Annotated in this window: 15 protein-coding genes and 1 riboswitch; of the genes, 9 read left to right on the forward strand and 6 right to left on the reverse strand. The window is 57.4% G+C overall.

The window, feature by feature from the left end; all coding sequences use genetic code 11:
- The first annotated feature begins 1 nt into the window (after nucleotide 1).
- Nucleotides 2-763 carry a fimbrial biogenesis chaperone gene (locus tag L350_RS05590; RefSeq protein ID WP_023298622.1) on the forward strand — a complete coding sequence of 254 codons (762 nt, stop codon included), beginning with the start codon at nucleotides 2-4 and terminating at the stop codon, nucleotides 761-763.
- Nucleotides 747-1,808: a type 1 fimbrial protein gene (locus L350_RS05585; RefSeq protein WP_032626303.1), complete on the forward strand. Its 1,062-nt coding sequence runs from the start codon at nucleotides 747-749 to the stop codon at nucleotides 1,806-1,808. The genes L350_RS05590 and L350_RS05585 overlap by 17 nt, the downstream gene beginning before the upstream one ends.
- Before the next feature lie 44 nt (nucleotides 1,809-1,852).
- Here the strand turns inward: L350_RS05585 and ribB are convergent, their stop codons facing one another.
- On the reverse strand, nucleotides 1,853-2,506 hold the full coding sequence (ribB, locus tag L350_RS05580; RefSeq protein ID WP_003862538.1) for a 3,4-dihydroxy-2-butanone-4-phosphate synthase: 654 nt from the start codon (nucleotides 2,504-2,506) through the stop codon (nucleotides 1,853-1,855).
- A gap of 105 nt (nucleotides 2,507-2,611) precedes the next feature.
- A riboswitch (FMN riboswitch) is annotated at nucleotides 2,612-2,762 on the reverse strand.
- 120 nt (nucleotides 2,763-2,882) lie between these two features.
- Here ribB and ubiK point away from each other — a divergent pair.
- The gene (gene ubiK / locus L350_RS05575) at nucleotides 2,883-3,179 is read left to right on the forward strand and encodes a ubiquinone biosynthesis accessory factor UbiK (protein WP_000566823.1); all 297 of its coding nucleotides are present in this window, start codon (nucleotides 2,883-2,885) and stop codon (nucleotides 3,177-3,179) included.
- Between the two features lie 114 nt (nucleotides 3,180-3,293).
- Here ubiK and hldE read toward each other — a convergent pair whose 3' ends face one another.
- The 3 genes from hldE to L350_RS05560 are packed head-to-tail and all read right to left on the reverse strand — an operon-like array spanning nucleotide 3,294 to nucleotide 8,943.
- A complete protein-coding gene (hldE, locus tag L350_RS05570; RefSeq protein ID WP_015571898.1) occupies nucleotides 3,294-4,724 on the reverse strand; it encodes a bifunctional D-glycero-beta-D-manno-heptose-7-phosphate kinase/D-glycero-beta-D-manno-heptose 1-phosphate adenylyltransferase HldE in 1,431 nt (476 codons plus the stop codon).
- A 40-nt stretch (nucleotides 4,725-4,764) separates the two neighbouring features.
- Complete coding sequence (gene glnE, locus L350_RS05565; RefSeq protein ID WP_032626305.1) at nucleotides 4,765-7,620, reverse strand: bifunctional [glutamate--ammonia ligase]-adenylyl-L-tyrosine phosphorylase/[glutamate--ammonia-ligase] adenylyltransferase; 2,856 nt, start codon at nucleotides 7,618-7,620, stop codon at nucleotides 4,765-4,767.
- 21 nt (nucleotides 7,621-7,641) lie between these two features.
- Nucleotides 7,642-8,943 carry a CYTH domain-containing protein gene (locus L350_RS05560; RefSeq protein WP_032626309.1) on the reverse strand — a complete coding sequence of 434 codons (1,302 nt, stop codon included), beginning with the start codon at nucleotides 8,941-8,943 and terminating at the stop codon, nucleotides 7,642-7,644.
- A 237-nt stretch (nucleotides 8,944-9,180) separates the two neighbouring features.
- Between L350_RS05560 and L350_RS05555 the strand changes: the two genes are divergently transcribed.
- Both L350_RS05555 and L350_RS05550 read left to right on the forward strand, forming a co-directional pair.
- Nucleotides 9,181-9,801: a TIGR04211 family SH3 domain-containing protein gene (locus L350_RS05555; protein ID WP_001303390.1), complete on the forward strand. Its 621-nt coding sequence runs from the start codon at nucleotides 9,181-9,183 to the stop codon at nucleotides 9,799-9,801.
- A gap of 60 nt (nucleotides 9,802-9,861) precedes the next feature.
- Nucleotides 9,862-11,103, forward strand: coding sequence for a multifunctional CCA addition/repair protein (locus L350_RS05550; RefSeq protein WP_023298627.1), 1,242 nt, complete (start codon nucleotides 9,862-9,864; stop codon nucleotides 11,101-11,103).
- A 13-nt stretch (nucleotides 11,104-11,116) separates the two neighbouring features.
- Here L350_RS05550 and bacA read toward each other — a convergent pair whose 3' ends face one another.
- Nucleotides 11,117-11,938, reverse strand: a complete 822-nt coding sequence (bacA, locus tag L350_RS05545; RefSeq protein ID WP_003862545.1) for an undecaprenyl-diphosphate phosphatase — start codon at nucleotides 11,936-11,938, stop codon at nucleotides 11,117-11,119.
- A 98-nt stretch (nucleotides 11,939-12,036) separates the two neighbouring features.
- Complete coding sequence (gene folB / locus L350_RS05540; RefSeq protein WP_032626311.1) at nucleotides 12,037-12,414, reverse strand: bifunctional dihydroneopterin aldolase/7,8-dihydroneopterin epimerase; 378 nt, start codon at nucleotides 12,412-12,414, stop codon at nucleotides 12,037-12,039.
- A gap of 107 nt (nucleotides 12,415-12,521) precedes the next feature.
- On the opposite strand from folB, the gene plsY reads away from it, so the two are divergent.
- From plsY to L350_RS05520, 4 genes are all read left to right on the forward strand, one after another.
- A complete protein-coding gene (gene plsY / locus L350_RS05535; RefSeq protein WP_022649440.1) occupies nucleotides 12,522-13,136 on the forward strand; it encodes a glycerol-3-phosphate 1-O-acyltransferase PlsY in 615 nt (204 codons plus the stop codon).
- A gap of 91 nt (nucleotides 13,137-13,227) precedes the next feature.
- On the forward strand, nucleotides 13,228-14,694 hold the full coding sequence (locus L350_RS05530; protein ID WP_032626313.1) for an MFS transporter: 1,467 nt from the start codon (nucleotides 13,228-13,230) through the stop codon (nucleotides 14,692-14,694).
- 156 nt (nucleotides 14,695-14,850) lie between these two features.
- Nucleotides 14,851-15,678: an urease accessory protein UreD gene (locus L350_RS05525; RefSeq protein ID WP_032626316.1), complete on the forward strand. Its 828-nt coding sequence runs from the start codon at nucleotides 14,851-14,853 to the stop codon at nucleotides 15,676-15,678.
- A gap of 10 nt (nucleotides 15,679-15,688) precedes the next feature.
- Nucleotides 15,689-15,991, forward strand: a complete 303-nt coding sequence (locus L350_RS05520) for an urease subunit gamma (RefSeq protein WP_003862556.1) — start codon at nucleotides 15,689-15,691, stop codon at nucleotides 15,989-15,991.
- The last annotated feature ends 10 nt before the right edge of the window (nucleotides 15,992-16,001 follow it).

Here is a 16,001-nt window from a genome sequence, read left to right on the forward strand (position 1 = left end):
CATGAAATTAACGCCGTTTAAAAGCCTGTGCCTGATGCTAACCAGCACAGCATTTGCTACCCACGCAGCCATTAATCTGGACCGCACGCGCATTGTTTTTCCAGAAAGCGACAAGGCCAGCAGCCTGAAAGTGGACAACCAGAGCAAGGTGCTGCCTTATCTGGCGCTCTCCTGGATTGAAGATGAAAAGGGACAAAAAGAAGATACGCACTTTATGGCGCTTCCCCCCATTCAACGTATCGAAGCGGGCACCTCGTCGCAGATAAGGATTGTTAAACAAGCCGCTACTCGCCAGCTGCCAGGAGACAGGGAATCGCTGTTTTATTTCAACCTGCGTGAAGTACCGCCAAAAAACACCAGCGCCAGCGAGGAGCGCAGCGTGATGCAGGTAGCAATGCAGAGCCGAATTAAGCTGTTCTGGCGTCCAGAAGCGATTAGCAAAAAATCCGGCGAACTGACTGAAATGCGAATGGAAATTTCCGCCAACGCGAATGGGCTCACGGTCCACAACCCTACGCCGTACTACATCACGCTGGCGTGGCTGAGCAAAAATGCTAAAACCATGCTGCCGGGTTTTGACAGTCTGATGATTGCGCCTTTCGCCACGGCAACCGCGTCTACCGGCGATTACCACGGTAGTTATTACAGCATTGGCTATATCGACGATTACGGTGCCCTGAAAAAAGTCGACGTGCAGTGCACCGGAACGGCGCAATGTAAACTTACCGAACGGAAAATCGATAAAGATGCGAAAGCTCGCTAGTGTCCTGCTTACATTGCTGCTTTCAGCGCTACCTTTGGAAGATGCGATGGCGCTTAACTGTTATCTGGGTGGCTCTGGCGGTTCCGTCGAGGAGACAAAAACGATCTCCCCCTTTGCCATACCCAGCAACGCCCAAATTGGCCAAAAAATATGGGAGTCTGATGACATTAGGATTCCGGTGACGTGTGACAACAACGTCTCGAGCAATTTTAAGCCGGAAGATGTCTTTGCCTGGGTAAACCCTTATCCTGCCGCAACTGATCCCTATTATGAGCTGGGCGTCACCTATGAAGGTATAGATTACGATGCTACAGGTCAGCCCAACGGCGTGGATACCCGCCAGTGTCTGGACAACAATAACATCACTATTTACACCCCTGCTCAAATCCGCCAGATGGGTTGGGAGAATCGCATTTGCTCTGGTAATCCGGATGATATCCATATTTCGCGCACGTTCGTCGCCCGATTACGACTTTTCGTGAGAATAAAGGCTGTGCCGCCGCATGGCTATGTCAGTTCGCTCAGCGATTACATCGTTGTGCAATTTGACGGTAAGGGTGGCGTTAATCAGATGGCCGACGCGAAGAACCTGAAGTATCACATCAACGGGCTGCAAAACATTACGGTACTTGATTGCGGGGCGACGTTTAGCATTTACCCTGAGAATCAGGAGATCGACTTCGGCACCTTCAGTGCGCGCGACATTGTGAATCAGCAGAAGCGTATTCGCACGTTTTCAATTCGAACCACCAAAGTGCAGGATGCCCAGTGCTCGGACGGATTTAAGATGGACTCGTCATTTTACACAACCGAAACGCTCAGCGCAGACGACACCGCGGTACTGATAGGGAATGGGTTAAAGCTGCGTATTCTTAACGGAACGGAGCCTTACACATTCAACCAGTACAAGGAATACGCCGATTTTACGGGCGATATGATGAATCTTGAGCAAAACTACACGGCTGAACTTTCGCGGGATGAAGGAAAAGCGATTCAGTCCGGGCCGTTTGAAACCGTGGTACTGTTCAAAATTAACTACCACTAGAAACAAAAAAGCCGGGTTTCCCCGGCTTTTTCACATCAGCATGTTCAGCTGGCTTTACGCTCATGCGCCCGGCGGTATTCAACCAGGTCTTCAATCGTCACCACTGGCATATTGTGCAGACGCGCAAAGGTGATGCACTCCGGCGCGCGCGCCATGGTGCCATCATCGTTGGTCAGTTCGCACAGCACGCCTGCGGGTTTGAAGCCAGCCAGCGTCACCAGATCGATGGTCGCTTCGGTATGACCACCACGGGTCAGCACGCCGCCCGGCTGCGCGCGCAGCGGGAAGACATGACCAGGGCGGTGCAGATCGGAGGGTTTTGCACCATCAGCAATCGCTGCACGCACGGTAGTCAGGCGGTCAGCCGCCGACACCCCGGTGGTGACGCCATGTGCCGCTTCAATGGTCACGGTGAAGCCGGTACCAAAGGCGCTGGTGTTGTTTTCAACCATCATCGGCAGATCAAGCTGCTGGCGACGGTCTTCGGTGATGCACAGGCATACGATGCCGCTACCGTGACGGATGGTCAGCGCCATCTGCTCAACGGTCATGTTCTCGGCGGCAAAAATCATGTCGCCTTCGTTTTCACGGTTTTCATCGTCAAGCACCATCACACCGCGGCCTTCGCGCAGTGCATCCAGTGCATGTTCAACACGTTGAGTTGAAGTGCCAAAAGAGGAAAGTAGCGTCTGATTCATGGTAAAAAAACCTCATTAACTTTATGGTTACCAGAATCAGGGCAGTCTTAGGAGCGCCGTACAAGCGGCAAAAAAATAACGTGAGCGGGCCTTGCCCGACTGGATCGTTACTCTCTCCCATCCGGACTCTAACCGTCGGCCCCGGAATTACACCGGATCTGCTGACCTTTGAGAATTCACCCAAAGCGCTCGCGGGCTTTCAGCGTTAAGCTGATTTACCGCCGGTGGGGAATTTCGCCCCGCCCTGAGAATAAGCGAGATAACTATAACGCTATTGATTACCCTGGGCAATGCATAAGCTTCAAACAATTTTGTTTAACCCGCGGCATGACGCGCTACAATAGGCACTAACACCTTTTCATCAAGGGAAACGACAATGATTGACCCAAAGAAAATTGAGCAGATCGCGCGTCAGGTTCATGAGTCCATGCCGAAAGGTATTCGTGAGTTTGGTGATGACGTTGAGAAGAAAATTCGCCAGACGTTGCAGGCACAGTTGGTTCGCCTTGATTTAGTCAGCCGCGAAGAGTTTGACGTGCAGACGCAGGTGCTGCTGCGCACCCGCGAGAAGCTGGCGCTGCTGGAACAGCGTCTGAGCGAGCTGGAGAGCCGCAATGCGCCGGAAGAGGTGAAGCCAGCGCCAGCTATTCCACCGGTGGATGACCAGGCATAGTGCGGCCTGTTGTGCCCGGTGGCGGCTACGCCTTACCGGGCCTACATGAACGCGTAGGTCGGGTAAGGCGCAGCCGCCACCCGACATAAAAAAACGGGCCAACTGGCCCGTTTTTTACTGACTGTCTTTCTGGATCTTCTTAATGATGTTAGTGGTTGAACACCCGTCCTCAAAGTTGAGCACCATCACTTCACCGCCATTCGCCCAGACCTCTTCGCTACCTGCGATTTGCTCTGGCTTGTAATCACCGCCCTTCACCAGCAGGTCAGGCAGAATTCCGGCAATCAGGCGCTGCGGGGTGTCTTCTTCAAATGAGACCACCCAGTCCACCGCTTCCAGCGCGCCGAGTACTATCATGCGCTGCTCCAGCGGGTTCACCGGACGCGTTTCACCCTTCAGTCGTTTGGTTGAGGCATCGCTGTTGACCGCCACAATCAGGCGGTCGCCCAGCTTGCGCGCATTCGCCAGATACGAGACATGACCCGCATGCAGGATGTCGAACACGCCGTTCGTCATCACCACTTTTTCACCGCGTTTGCGCGCGGCGGCAACGGCCACTTTCAGCTCGTCTTCGGTCATGACGCCAAAGCCGGTATCCGCACGCCCACGCACCGCATTTTCCAGCTCGATTGGCGAAACGGTGGAGGTTCCGAGTTTACCGACGACCACGCCCGCCGCGGCGTTCGCGAAGTAGCACGCTTCTTCCAGGGAGTTCCCCGCCGCCAGCGTCGCCGCCAGCACGCCAATCACCGTATCACCGGCACCGGTCACGTCGTACACTTCCTGCGCCTGGGTTGGCATATGCAGCGGCGCCTTGCCCGGTTGCAGCAGCGTCATGCCCTGTTCGGAACGGGTCACCAGCAGCGCAGACAGCTCGAAATCAGCGATGATTTTCATGCCGCGCTCAACCAGCTCTTCTTCAGTTTTGCACTTGCCCGCCACCGCTTCGAACTCAGAGAGGTTGGGCGTCAGCAGGGTTGCGCCGCGATAGCGCTCGAAATCGGTGCCTTTCGGGTCGATCAGCACCGGAACGCTGGCTTTGCGCGCCAGCTGGATCATGGTCTGCACGCTCGCCAGCGCGCCTTTGGCATAATCAGACAGCACCAGCGCGCCGATATTGCCCAGCGCCTGGCTAATGCGCTCATGCAGCGGCTCAGGATCAACGCCTTCGAACCCTTCTTCAAAGTCGAGGCGGATCAGCTGCTGGTTACGCGACAGCACGCGCAGCTTGGTGATGGTTGGGTGGGTCGGAACAGAAACGAAGTCGCACTTCACGTTCACGTCCGCCAGCGACTGGCTCAGCGCACGCGCCGCATCGTCAATGCCGGTCAGGCCCACCAGACGCGAATGCGCGCCCAGCGAGGCTATGTTCATCGCCACGTTTGCCGCGCCGCCTGGACGTTCTTCAATGGTGTCGACCTTAACTACCGGCACCGGCGCTTCCGGAGAGATACGGCTGGTCGGCCCATACCAGTAGCGATCCAGCATCACATCCCCGACAACCATAACTCCAGCACGTTCAAACTCTGGCAGTGTTACTTTCATTCCTGACTCCAGAAAGATTCACAATTTGCGCGCGATAATATCACACTTGTTTTGTTACGCACGGTTCCACCAGCCACTTCTGCCAGCTTGCGGTCACCTGCGCGCGTTCATCGGTGAAACCGTCCAGCGCCACATGGCCCGGCTGTTCCTGTAAGGCCAGATGGTGCAGCTCGTCACGCAGCGTGGTGTAGGCGCGGGTTAATGCCTGCGCCTCCTGCTCATCCATAATGTCGTTCTGCGCCAGCAGTTCCAGTATGCGCACGTTATCCGACCAGCGGGTCAGCTTCGGCTTATCGTGCGCGTGCAACAGCACCAGATACTGAGTGATAAACTCAATATCGGTAATCCCGCCCTCATCAGCTTTGATATCAAAGCGATCGCGATGTTTGTTGCTAAGGTGCGCGCGCATTTTCTCACGCATTTCCCGCACTTCGGTTTGCAGCGTACAGCCTTCGCGCGGGGTCGTCATGACCGCCTTGCGGATCGCATCGAACTGCGTTTTGAGCTGCGGATCGCCGTACACCACGCGGGCGCGCACCAGCGCCTGATGCTCCCACGTCCAGGCTTCGTTCTTCTGATAGTCGGCGAAAGCCTCCGTGGAGGTAACCAGCATGCCTGCCGCGCCGGACGGGCGCAGACGCGCATCCACTTCATACAGAATGCCGGATGAGGTGCGAGTGCTGAACAGGTGCATGATGCGCTGGGCCAGGCGCAGGTAGAACTGCCGCCCGTCGATTTCGCGCTCGCCGTCGGTCATCACGTCAACCGGACAGTCGTGCAGGAAAATCAGATCCAGATCGGAGCTGTAGCCCAGCTCCCAGCCGCCCAGCTTGCCGTACCCCACCACCGCAAAACCGCGGCCTTCACGGTCAGCAAGGTGCTTCGGCTGCCCGTAGCGGGCCACCATCTGCACCCACGCCTGGTGGACCACCGCGTCGATGATCGCTTCCGCCAGCCAGGTTAAGTGATCGCTCACTTTCATTACCGGCAGGGTACCGGCGATATCTGCCGCCGCCACGCGCAACATCTGTGCCTGCTTAAACTGACGCAGCGCCTCAAGCTGTTGCTCTTCGTCCTCTTCCGGCACGCGCAGCAGATACTGACGCAGCTCGTCGCGGTAAGCATCCGTCGCCGTCGGCTGATAGAGCGTATTCGGGTCGAGCAGTTCGTCGAGCAGCAGCGGATAACGCGCCAGCTTGTTCGCCACCATCGGGGAGGCGGCGCAAAGGGAAATCAGATGCTTCAGCGCGCCGGGAAACTCACTTAACAGTTCAAGGTAGGTGGTACGCGTGACGATCCCGCTCAGGAGCGGCATCATGCGCGACAGCGGCACCGGCGCATCCTCGCGGGAGCAGACATCGCTCAGCAGATGCGGCATCAGATGATCCAGCACCTGACGACCGCGCGGGCCAATGGCGCGTTTGTTCAGTTCGAGGCGGAAGTCGGCGATTAACGCCACCACGCGATGGCGGGCATCGTCGCTTAAGTGCGCCAGCACCGGCGTGGTGTCATCTTCCTGAAGCGCGTCCTGCCACAGTTCGCGCCAGTGCTCGGAGAGCGCATCGTCCTGCGATTCACTTTCGTCGTCGCCGATCAGATCGTTAAAGATGCGGCGCACGCCCGCCATATGCGCTTCCAGCCGTTCCGTCAGCGCCGCCCAGTCATCCACCCGCATCCCCCAGGCCAGTCGCGCCCGGTTCAGCTCATCGCCCGGTAACGTCTGGGTCTGTTCGTCGTTGATACTTTGCAGCAGATTTTCCAGACGACGCAGGAAGAGATAAGCGTCACGCAGCGTTTGCGCATCGCCTTCCGGCAGCAGATGCAGCTGATCGATAGCGCTTAGCGTTGGCAGCAGCGAGCGGGATTGCAGAGAAGGTTCGCGCCCGCCGCGTATCAGCTGGAAGACCTGAACGATAAATTCGATCTCACGAATACCGCCCGCGCCGAGCTTGATGTTGTCCTTCAGGCCACGGCGACGCACCTCGCGGGCAATCATCCCTTTCATATTTCGCAGGGACTGGATCACGCTGAAGTCAATGTAGCGGCGGAACACGAACGGGCGCAGCATGGCGCGCAGCTCGTTGGCGTAGGCATCGTCGCTGTCGCCCATGATCCGCGCTTTGACCATCGCGTAACGCTCCCAGTCGCGCCCCTGCTCCTGGTAATAATCTTCCAGCGCGGCAAAGCTCAGCACCAGTGGCCCGCTGTCGCCAAACGGACGCAGACGCATATCCACGCGGTAGACAAAACCATCCTGGGTGGGCTGATCCAGCGCCTTAATCAGCCGTTGCCCCAGGCGGGTAAAGAACTGGGCGTTGTCCAGCTCGCGACGACCGCCGCGCGTGGAGCCGTTTTCCGGCCAGGCAAAAATCAGATCGATGTCTGAGGAAAAATTGAGCTCGCAGCCGCCCAGCTTGCCCATCCCCAGAATCAACAGCGGTTGCGGAACCCCGTCTTCGCTGCACGGCGTGCCCCACTCTTTACAGCAGGCGGCGTAGAGCCAATCCCGCGCGGCGACGATCAGCGTCTGCGCCAGCTCGCTCAACTGATGCAAGGTGCTCTCTTCACTCACCAGCTCCAGCGCCTGCGCCCAGGCAATGCGTACCATCACCCGGCGGCGGAACTGACGCAGAACGCGCATCAGCGTGGGTTCATCTGCCACCTCTGCCAGCGCGGTTTGCAGCCAGCCAGCATAATGCCGCCACTCGTCAGCCTGCGGCGGCGCGCTTTCCAGCGCTGCCAGCCAGTCCGGGTTAGCGCTGACGCTCTCCTGCACAAAATCACTGAACGTGAGCACGCTTTTCGCCTGCTCGCTTAACGATGACGCGGGTAACGACTCAGGCAGGCGTTCACAAACGGTCTGCCAGTGCTGCTGTAACTGCGAAGAAAGCGGCATATCAGGGGTTCCTTGCCAGAATTAACGTTTTCCGCTGTGCAGCCAGTACGGATCCTGCGAAATGGCCTCGTTGCGGAAATGCTCGATCTCAATCTGCTGACGGGTCTCGATGGCATGCTTAAGCCCCTGCCAGTTCTCCAGCCAGGCCTGCGCCTTCACGCCCTCATACGCACCTGACAGCAGCAACATGCTGTCGATGTTACGCGCCAGGCGGGGAAGTTGATCGCCATACTGGTCGCCCAGCGGATGCGCGAAGGTGGTTCGCAGCTCGGCCGCGTGACGGGAGAGGTGGATATCCGCAAAACGTTTGAAGTTTTCCGCGATTTTAGTCTGCCCTTTCGCATCGAGGAAAATGCGCCAGCCGCGCGTCACCAGAAATTCGGTCAACGCCAGTTTCGCGCTGGCGTTTTGCGAGCTGTAGATCGCCGTTTGTGCCGACACGTCAGAAAGCATCAGCGTTTCGGTTTGAGTGAGCAGATCACGTAAGTGAGCGCTGGCTTTACGCGGTACAATACCGCCGAACAGCGCCAGGGTATGACGCACCAGCCCCATAGCAGCGAGCACCTGTTTTTTGGCATTTTTCACGTTACGCGCCCACAGCTCCTCGTGGTACTGCCACTGAGAGAGCGCCAGCTCCAGCGCCGCTTCCATGCCCTGCTCAACGGAGGCTTTCGGCACAACGCGCAGAATCGGGGTTTCTCGCAGCACGCGCGGCGCATTCCCGGCGGCCAGGTGATAGCCGCGCGCCGCTTTACTCAGGCTGCCCTGACGCAGGCCAGGCTGGTTCACCAGCTTGTGCGCCAGCTTCAGCACGTCGCTCGCCTCGCCTTCCAGCAGTTCGAGTTCCAATTCGCAGATCGGCTCCTGCTCTTCACCCGCCTTAATTTCACCCCGATCAAACGCGATCTCAATGCGGCTCTTGCCTTCCGTCACCAGCCATTTCTCGCGCCAGAAATCGGTGCTGAACAGCGGTTGCGCCTCCGCCGACAGCGTTGCGGGCAGCGTCCCTTCCGGCCACACTTCCGCCGGAAAACGATCCAGCTCAAGTTCTGGCTTACTGATGTCGATATTGTATTCCGGACGCTGGTGCAAACCGCCCACCACGCGACCGGCGATTTTCATCGTCATCTCGTAGCGCCCGTTCGCACCACGGATGCGCAGGCCCATATCGTGGTTGCGCAGCCAGTTGTCCGGCGTTTCGTAATAGATGTTGAGCAGCTGTACGGGTTCATGGTGCTCGCCGGACAGCGTGTTCAGATGCTGGCGGAGCGCGTCAGCGCTGTCTTTTTCGACGATAAACTTTAATTCGATCTCTTGTGCCATAGCCTTGTACTTTTGCGTGCGTCACAGACGCGTCGATGAAGGCGAACTTCCTCGCCATTTGTTTGTCAGTACATAGTATTTTGCGCCAAATTGCCACGCAATGAGCAATTTGACGGGCGTAAAAGTTTAAAGCGGTGGAAATCATGACACAGATGATTCCGATTGATGATGAATCCTTTGCGTAGCGACACTGATACCACTACTATCGTTCCACTTTTTATGAAAATAACGACTGATATGCTTAAATTACGCCTGATTGGACTTACTTTACTCGCTTTTAGCGCCGCAACCGCGGTCCACGCTGAAGAGAAACGTTACGTTTCTGATGAACTGAATACCTGGGTACGCAGCGGCCCTGGAGACAATTATCGCCTCGTGGGTACGGTAAATGCCGGCGAGGAAGTGACTCTGCTGCAAACTAACGCAGACACCAATTACGGTCAGGTTCGTGACAGCTCTGGCCGCACCTCATGGATCCCGCTGAAAGAGCTAAGCACAGTGCCAAGCCTGCGCACCCGCGTGCCGGATCTGGAAAATCAGGTGAAAACCCTGACCGATAAGCTGAACAACATTGACGGTACCTGGAACCAGCGCACCGCAGAGATGCAGCAGAAAGTGGCGCAAAGCGACAGCGTGATCGCCGGTCTGAAAGACGAAAATCAGAAGCTGAAAAACGAGCTGATCGTCGCACAGAAGAAAGTAAACGCCGCTAATCTACAGCTGGATGACAAACAACGCACCATCATCATGCAGTGGTTTATGTATGGCGGCGGCGTACTGGGCGTCGGTCTGGTACTGGGTCTGGTGCTTCCTCACCTTATCCCAAGCCGTAAACGTAAAGACCGCTGGATGAACTAACTCGTCTTCTCTGCCACACTTACGTATCATCTTGCGAAAAGAGAAAACGGGAGTGTTGGCGTGAAGAGTTATCTGGTCGGTGGTGCGGTACGTGATGCGTTATTAGGTCTGCCGGTCAAAGATAAAGATTGGGTCGTGGTCGGTGCCACGCCCGAAGCGATGATTGACGCGGGCTACCAGCAGGTAGGCCGCGATTTTCCTGTGTTCCTCCATCCGAAAAGCCGGGAAGAGTACGCCCTGGCGCGTACCGAACGGAAATCGGGTTCTGGTTATACCGGCTTCACCTGCTATGCCGCGCCGGATGTCACGCTGGAGCAGGACTTACTGCGCCGCGATCTCACCATTAACGCCCTGGCGCAGGACGAAAACGGACATATCATCGACGCCTACGGCGGCCAGAACGATCTGCGCGATCGTCTTTTACGCCATATTTCCCCCGCCTTTTCTGAAGATCCGCTTCGCGTACTGCGCGTGGCGCGTTTTGCCGCCCGTTATGCCCATCTGAGCTTCCGTATCGCCGACGAGACGATGGCGCTGATGACGGCCATGACCGACGCGGGCGAGCTGGAACACCTGACGCCAGAACGCGTCTGGAAAGAGACCGAAAACGCCCTGACTACCCGTAATCCACAGGTCTTTTTCCAGGTTCTGCGCGACTGCGGGGCGCTGAAAGTGCTGTTCCCGGAAATAGACGCGCTGTTTGGCGTGCCCGCCCCGGCGAAATGGCACCCGGAAATTGATACCGGCATTCACACTCTGATGACCCTGAGCATGGCCGCCATGCTCAGCCCTGAAGTGGACGTGCGCTTTTCCACCCTCTGCCATGACCTCGGCAAGGGGTTAACGCCAAAGGAGTTGTGGCCACGCCACCACGGGCACGGTCCGGCTGGCGTAAAGCTGGTTGAAGGGCTTTGCCAGCGCCTGCGCGTGCCGAATGACATTCGCGATCTGGCAAAACTGGTCGCCGAGTTCCACGACCTGATCCACACCTTCCCGATCCTGAAACCCGCCACCATCGTCAGGCTGTTCGATAACATCGACGCCTGGCGCAAGCCGCAGCGCGTGGAGCAAATTGCGCTGACCAGCGAAGCGGACGTGCGCGGCCGTACCGGGTTTGAAGCGTCCGATTATCCGCAGGGTCGTTTGCTGCGCGAGGCGTGGGAAATCGCAAAAGCGGTGCCAACGAAAGAGGTGGTGGAGGCAGGGTTTAAAGGCCCGGAGATCCGCGAAGAGCTGACGAAACGGCGGATTGATGCGGTTGCGGCGTGGAAGGAAAAACGTTGCCCTCAGCCGAAAGACTGAGGGCGGTCGGTCATCAGAAGAAGACCACGTACACGGCAGCCGCGACGATAAAGCGGTAGATCGCGAACGGAATAAACGAGATACGCTTAATCAGTTGCAGGAAGGTTTTGATGGCAATCAGCGCCACGATAAAGGCGGTGATAAAGCCCACGGCGAACATCGGAATGTCGCCTACGGTCAGGAAGCCGATGCTTTTGTAGAGATCCAGTGCGGTGGCGCCCATCATCATCGGTACCGCCAGCAGGAACGAGAACTCAGACGCCGCGTAACGGCTCACGCCCATCAGCATCCCGCCGGAAATGGTTGCCCCTGAACGGGAGAAGCCCGGCCACAGCGCCAGACACTGGAAGCAGCCAATCATAAACGCCTGGCGATACGTCATATCGTCCAGACCTTCTGCACGCGGGGTTTTTGGCTTCAGCACTTCGGCGGCAATCAGCAGGAAGCCGCCGACAACCAGCGCGTACATCACGTTAATCGGGTTGAAAAGCGATTTTATGGTGTCGTGGAACACCAGCCCCAGCACCACCGCCGGGATCATCCCCAGCAGAATATGAATCAGCGTCAGGCGCCCCTTGCCCTCTCCTTCACGCTGCGGTAAACGCCCGAAGTGGATGCCGATCAGACCAAACAGACGACGCCAGAACATGACGACCACCGCCAGAATAGAGCCCAGCTGAATCACCACCTCAAACGTCTTTGCGGTATCGCCTTCAAAGCCCAGGAGATGGCCAACGATAATCATATGGCCCGTACTGGACACCGGCAAAAACTCCGTCAATCCTTCGACCACACCCAGAATTGCCGCCACCAGCAGCGAGTGCATATCGCTCATCTATAAACCCCTAAAAAGATATAAAAAAACGGTGTCCCACGCGGACAACCGTGAAAGATACAGCTTTAAGACCGATATAACCTAAAATGGTTTAGCTATTATGACGTTAAATCTTTTTCTTTCAGATTTGTGCCACGCTCAATGATGACGCCCACGTTGGCGGCGCGCGCCACCGCGCCCGGCTTGCTTAGTTTGATGCGCACCCACGGGGAGTTAAATTTGCTCAGTAGCAGGTCCGCTACCTCTTCCGCCACGCGTTCCACCAGCGCAAAACGTTGTCCTTCCACGTGGCCGATGACCGCTTCACTGATGTCGGCGTAGCTCAGACAGTCATTCACATCATCGCTTTTTGCTGACTTGCGGTTATCCCAGCCCATTTCGATATCGAACACCAGTTTCTGCTCGATGGTCTGTTCCCAGTCGTAAACACCAATTGTGGTGATTACCGAAAGTTGCTCTATAAATACAATATCCATCACGACCTGCCTGCTTTTTGGCTAAACCGGATACCACTTCCGGCGAATTATGCGTATTATCCACAGATGCTGAGAATACAGATACATTTTCAAAACGGAACAGCGTTATGAGTGCAATCGCGCCTGGAATGATTATCCTCGCCTACCTTTGCGGCTCAATCTCCAGCGCCATTCTGGTCTGCCGCATCGCCGGGTTGCCTGACCCGCGTGAAAGTGGTTCCGGGAATCCGGGGGCGACCAATGTACTACGAATTGGCGGCAAGGGAGCAGCCGTAGCGGTTTTGATTTTTGATGTTCTGAAAGGAATGCTCCCCGTCTGGGGTGCGTATGCGCTGGGCGTCACACCCTTCTGGCTGGGGCTGATTGCTATCGCCGCCTGCGTCGGCCATATCTGGCCCGTTTTCTTTGGTTTTAAAGGCGGTAAAGGCGTTGCAACCGCGTTTGGCGCGATTGCGCCGATCGGCTGGGATCTCACTGGCGTGATGGCGGGCACCTGGCTGCTGACCATCCTGCTGAGCGGCTATTCATCGCTGGGTGCCATCGTCAGCGCGCTGATCGCTCCGTTTTATGTCTGGTGGTTCAAACCGCAGTTTACCTTCCCGGTATCGATGCTCTCGTGCCTGATCCTGCTGCGTCATCATGACAACATTCAGCGCCTGTGGCGTCGCCAGGAAACCAAAATCTGGACGAAGCTCAAGCGTAAAAAGAAAGACGCTCAGTAAACCGTTCGTTATGCCTTATAACCAAATGTGATTTTTGTCCCCTTCTGCCTGTGGTAACTGTTAGGTACACAACACAACCACATAAAAGAAAATGGCAGAAATCACAGACACAACTCCCCTCCCAACGGCAGGAAACACCCCGGATGGCGACATCAAGTGGGTACGCAGCGCATCGGACGTTTCACGTCTCGTTAATGACGGCTCTCAGGGCCGGGCCAATGCCCGCATCGTGGTCGGTATCGCGCTCGGGGGAATTTTTCTCGATGCCTACGATCTCGGCGCGCTGGCATTCGGCATCAAAGACATCACCCGCGAATTTAACCTGACGCCCGCTGGTACCGGCATGGTGGCTTCAGCCATTACCTTTGGTGCCATTGTCGGGGCGCTGCTTGGCGGCTATCTTACGGATAAAATCGGGCGCTACCGCGTCTTTATGGCCGACATGGTGTTCTTTGTCGTCGCCGCTATCGCCTGTGCGCTGGCTCCGAACGAATATGTGCTGGCGGGCGCACGCTTTGTGATGGGTCTTGGCGTCGGGATCGACCTTCCCGTGGCGATGGCGTTTCTCAGCGAGTTCGCCAGGCTGAAAGGCCCGGGGAATAAAGCCTCCAGCGTGGCAATGTGGTGCCCCACCTGGTATGCGGCCATCAGCATCTCTTATCTTCTGGTGCTCTTCTTCTACGCCGTGCTGCCGGAAGGCCACAGCGACTGGCTCTGGCGTCTGATCCTTGGCTTCGGCGCGGTGCCCGCGCTGGTGATTATCGCCATCCGCAGCCGCTATATGAGCGAATCCCCGGTCTGGGCGGCGAATCAGGGCAATCTGAAGGAGGCGGCGTCCATCCTGCGGCAGTCGTACAACATTAATGCCCACGTGCCGCAGGATGCGCTTGACCAGCCCGCGCCGGTGGTCAATAAGGCAAAATGGTCGAACTACCTGAACCTGTTCCGCGGTATCTATCTGCGGCGTACCACGCTCGCCACGCTGCTGTCAGTCGTCTCCTCGTTCGCCTATAACGCCGTAGCCTTTGGCCTGCCGGTGATCATCTCCAGCTTCTTTGTGCAGTCGATGCTGACCACCATTCTGATCTCGCTGGCGCTTAATCTGCTGTTCGCGTTTGTCGGCGGGCTGCTGGCGGTGCGCTATGTTCCGCGCTTCGGCGCATGGCGGATGTCACTGGCGGGTTATGCGTGCCAGCTGGCGGCGCTGCTCGGCCTGGCGCTGATTGGCCGCCCTGACGGGTCCACGGAAGGCGTGGTCGCCGTAGCGATGCTGGCGCTGTTCCTGTTTGGCCAAGGTTTTGGTCCGGGTGCGCACACCATGACGTTTGCCTCTCTGAGCTACCCGACCTCGCTGCGCGGCGTGGGCGTGGGGCTTAACCAGACGCTGATGCGCAGCAGTTCAACGCTATCACTGTTTCTGTTCCCGCTGCTGGTCGCCTCGCTGGATACCGCCGTGTTCTGGGTGATTGCGCTGGCGCCGTTTATCGGTCTGGCGTCGCTGCTGGCGATCCGCTGGGAGCCTTCGGGGTATGATGTGGATGCAGAGGATTATCGCTAGCCTTTCTTGCCGGGTGGCGCTGCGCTTACCCAGCCTACATTACTGAAACCGGCTCACATGAGCCGGTTTTTTTATCCATAAGCGACTCATATGACAGCCTTCATTTCCGCCAGGGCATACTGAAACGTACCCCGATAGTGCGGAAGTGGAAGCACCATGTTAGCAACTCAGGTCACTGATAATTCATACAAAGGCTGGCAGGCCTCGCTTGCCCTCCAGTTTTGTCATACCCCTGAGAAAACCCTCCTCCATTCCGCGCGTCACACCGGGCCGCTCACCGTTCAGCGCCCGTTTTACCCTGAAGGCGAGACCTGCCATCTTTACCTGCTGCATCCGCCAGGCGGGATTGTGGGCGGGGATACGCTGGATATTTCCGTGCGGCTCGACGCCAAAAGCCATGCCCTCATCACCATGCCCGGCGCCAGCAAGTTCTATCGCAGCAGCGGCCCGCAGGCCTGTCTGAATCAGCATTTTTACCTCGACGAAGAGGCCACGCTGGAGTGGCTGCCGCAGGACACCATAATTTTCCCCGGCGCTAACGCCGCGCTGCGTTCCGTCTTCCACCTTAAGGCCACCAGCACGCTGCTGGCGTGGGAGCTGTACTGTCTGGGCCGTCCGGTGATAAACGAATCCTTCAGCCACGGCACGCTGGAGAGCCGCCTTGAGGTGTGGGTGGATGGCGAGCCGCGTCTGATTGAGCGACTGCATCTTAGCGATGGCGATCTGTCGCCCGTCGCAGGCCATCCGTGGGTCGGCACGCTGCTGTTCTACCCGGCCCGGGAAGCTCATCTTGATACAGTGCGCGAGCGGCTCGCCCCACTGGAAAACTTTGGCGGGGCGACGCTCACCGACGACCTGCTGTCGGTGCGTTTTCTCTCCCACGACAACCTCATTTGCCAGCGGGTGATGCGCGATATCTGGCAGTCGCTTCGCCCGCTTTTAACCCCCAAAACCGCCTGTTCGCCGCGTATCTGGCAGACATAAGAGAAACACTATGGAACTGACTCCCAGAGAAAAAGACAAGCTGTTGCTGTTCACCGCCGCGCTGGTTGCCGAACGCCGCCTCGCGCGCGGGGTAAAGCTCAACTACCCGGAATCGGTCGCGCTGATCAGCGCCTTTATTATGGAAGGCGCGCGCGATGGCGAAACCGTCGCCTCGCTGATGGAAGCCGGCCGCCACGTCCTGACGCGCGATCAGGTGATGGAGGGCGTGCCGGAGATGATCCCGGATATCCAGGTGGAAGCCACCTTCCCGGATGGATCCAAGCTCGTCACCGTCCACAATCCGATCGTGTAAGGAGCGCGTG

The organism is Enterobacter sp. MGH 4, from assembly GCF_000534735.1.
Lineage (GTDB): Bacteria > Pseudomonadota > Gammaproteobacteria > Enterobacterales > Enterobacteriaceae > Enterobacter > Enterobacter intestinihominis.

Coding starts and splice junctions, on each gene's coding strand:
- glnE (WP_032626305.1), bottom strand. CDS start 7,620: ATGCCGCTTTCTTCGCAGTTACAGCAGCACTGGCAGACCGTTTGTGAA.
- L350_RS05530 (WP_032626313.1), top strand. CDS start 13,228: ATGGCAGAAATCACAGACACAACTCCCCTCCCAACGGCAGGAAACACC.
- hldE (WP_015571898.1), bottom strand. CDS start 4,724: ATGAAAGTAACACTGCCAGAGTTTGAACGTGCTGGAGTTATGGTTGTC.
- L350_RS05590 (WP_023298622.1), top strand. CDS start 2: ATGAAATTAACGCCGTTTAAAAGCCTGTGCCTGATGCTAACCAGCACA.
- L350_RS05560 (WP_032626309.1), bottom strand. CDS start 8,943: ATGGCACAAGAGATCGAATTAAAGTTTATCGTCGAAAAAGACAGCGCT.
- L350_RS05520 (WP_003862556.1), top strand. CDS start 15,689: ATGGAACTGACTCCCAGAGAAAAAGACAAGCTGTTGCTGTTCACCGCC.
- folB (WP_032626311.1), bottom strand. CDS start 12,414: ATGGATATTGTATTTATAGAGCAACTTTCGGTAATCACCACAATTGGT.
- L350_RS05585 (WP_032626303.1), top strand. CDS start 747: ATGCGAAAGCTCGCTAGTGTCCTGCTTACATTGCTGCTTTCAGCGCTA.
- ribB (WP_003862538.1), bottom strand. CDS start 2,506: ATGAATCAGACGCTACTTTCCTCTTTTGGCACTTCAACTCAACGTGTT.
- L350_RS05525 (WP_032626316.1), top strand. CDS start 14,851: ATGTTAGCAACTCAGGTCACTGATAATTCATACAAAGGCTGGCAGGCC.
- ubiK (WP_000566823.1), top strand. CDS start 2,883: ATGATTGACCCAAAGAAAATTGAGCAGATCGCGCGTCAGGTTCATGAG.
- plsY (WP_022649440.1), top strand. CDS start 12,522: ATGAGTGCAATCGCGCCTGGAATGATTATCCTCGCCTACCTTTGCGGC.
- bacA (WP_003862545.1), bottom strand. CDS start 11,938: ATGAGCGATATGCACTCGCTGCTGGTGGCGGCAATTCTGGGTGTGGTC.
- L350_RS05555 (WP_001303390.1), top strand. CDS start 9,181: ATGCTTAAATTACGCCTGATTGGACTTACTTTACTCGCTTTTAGCGCC.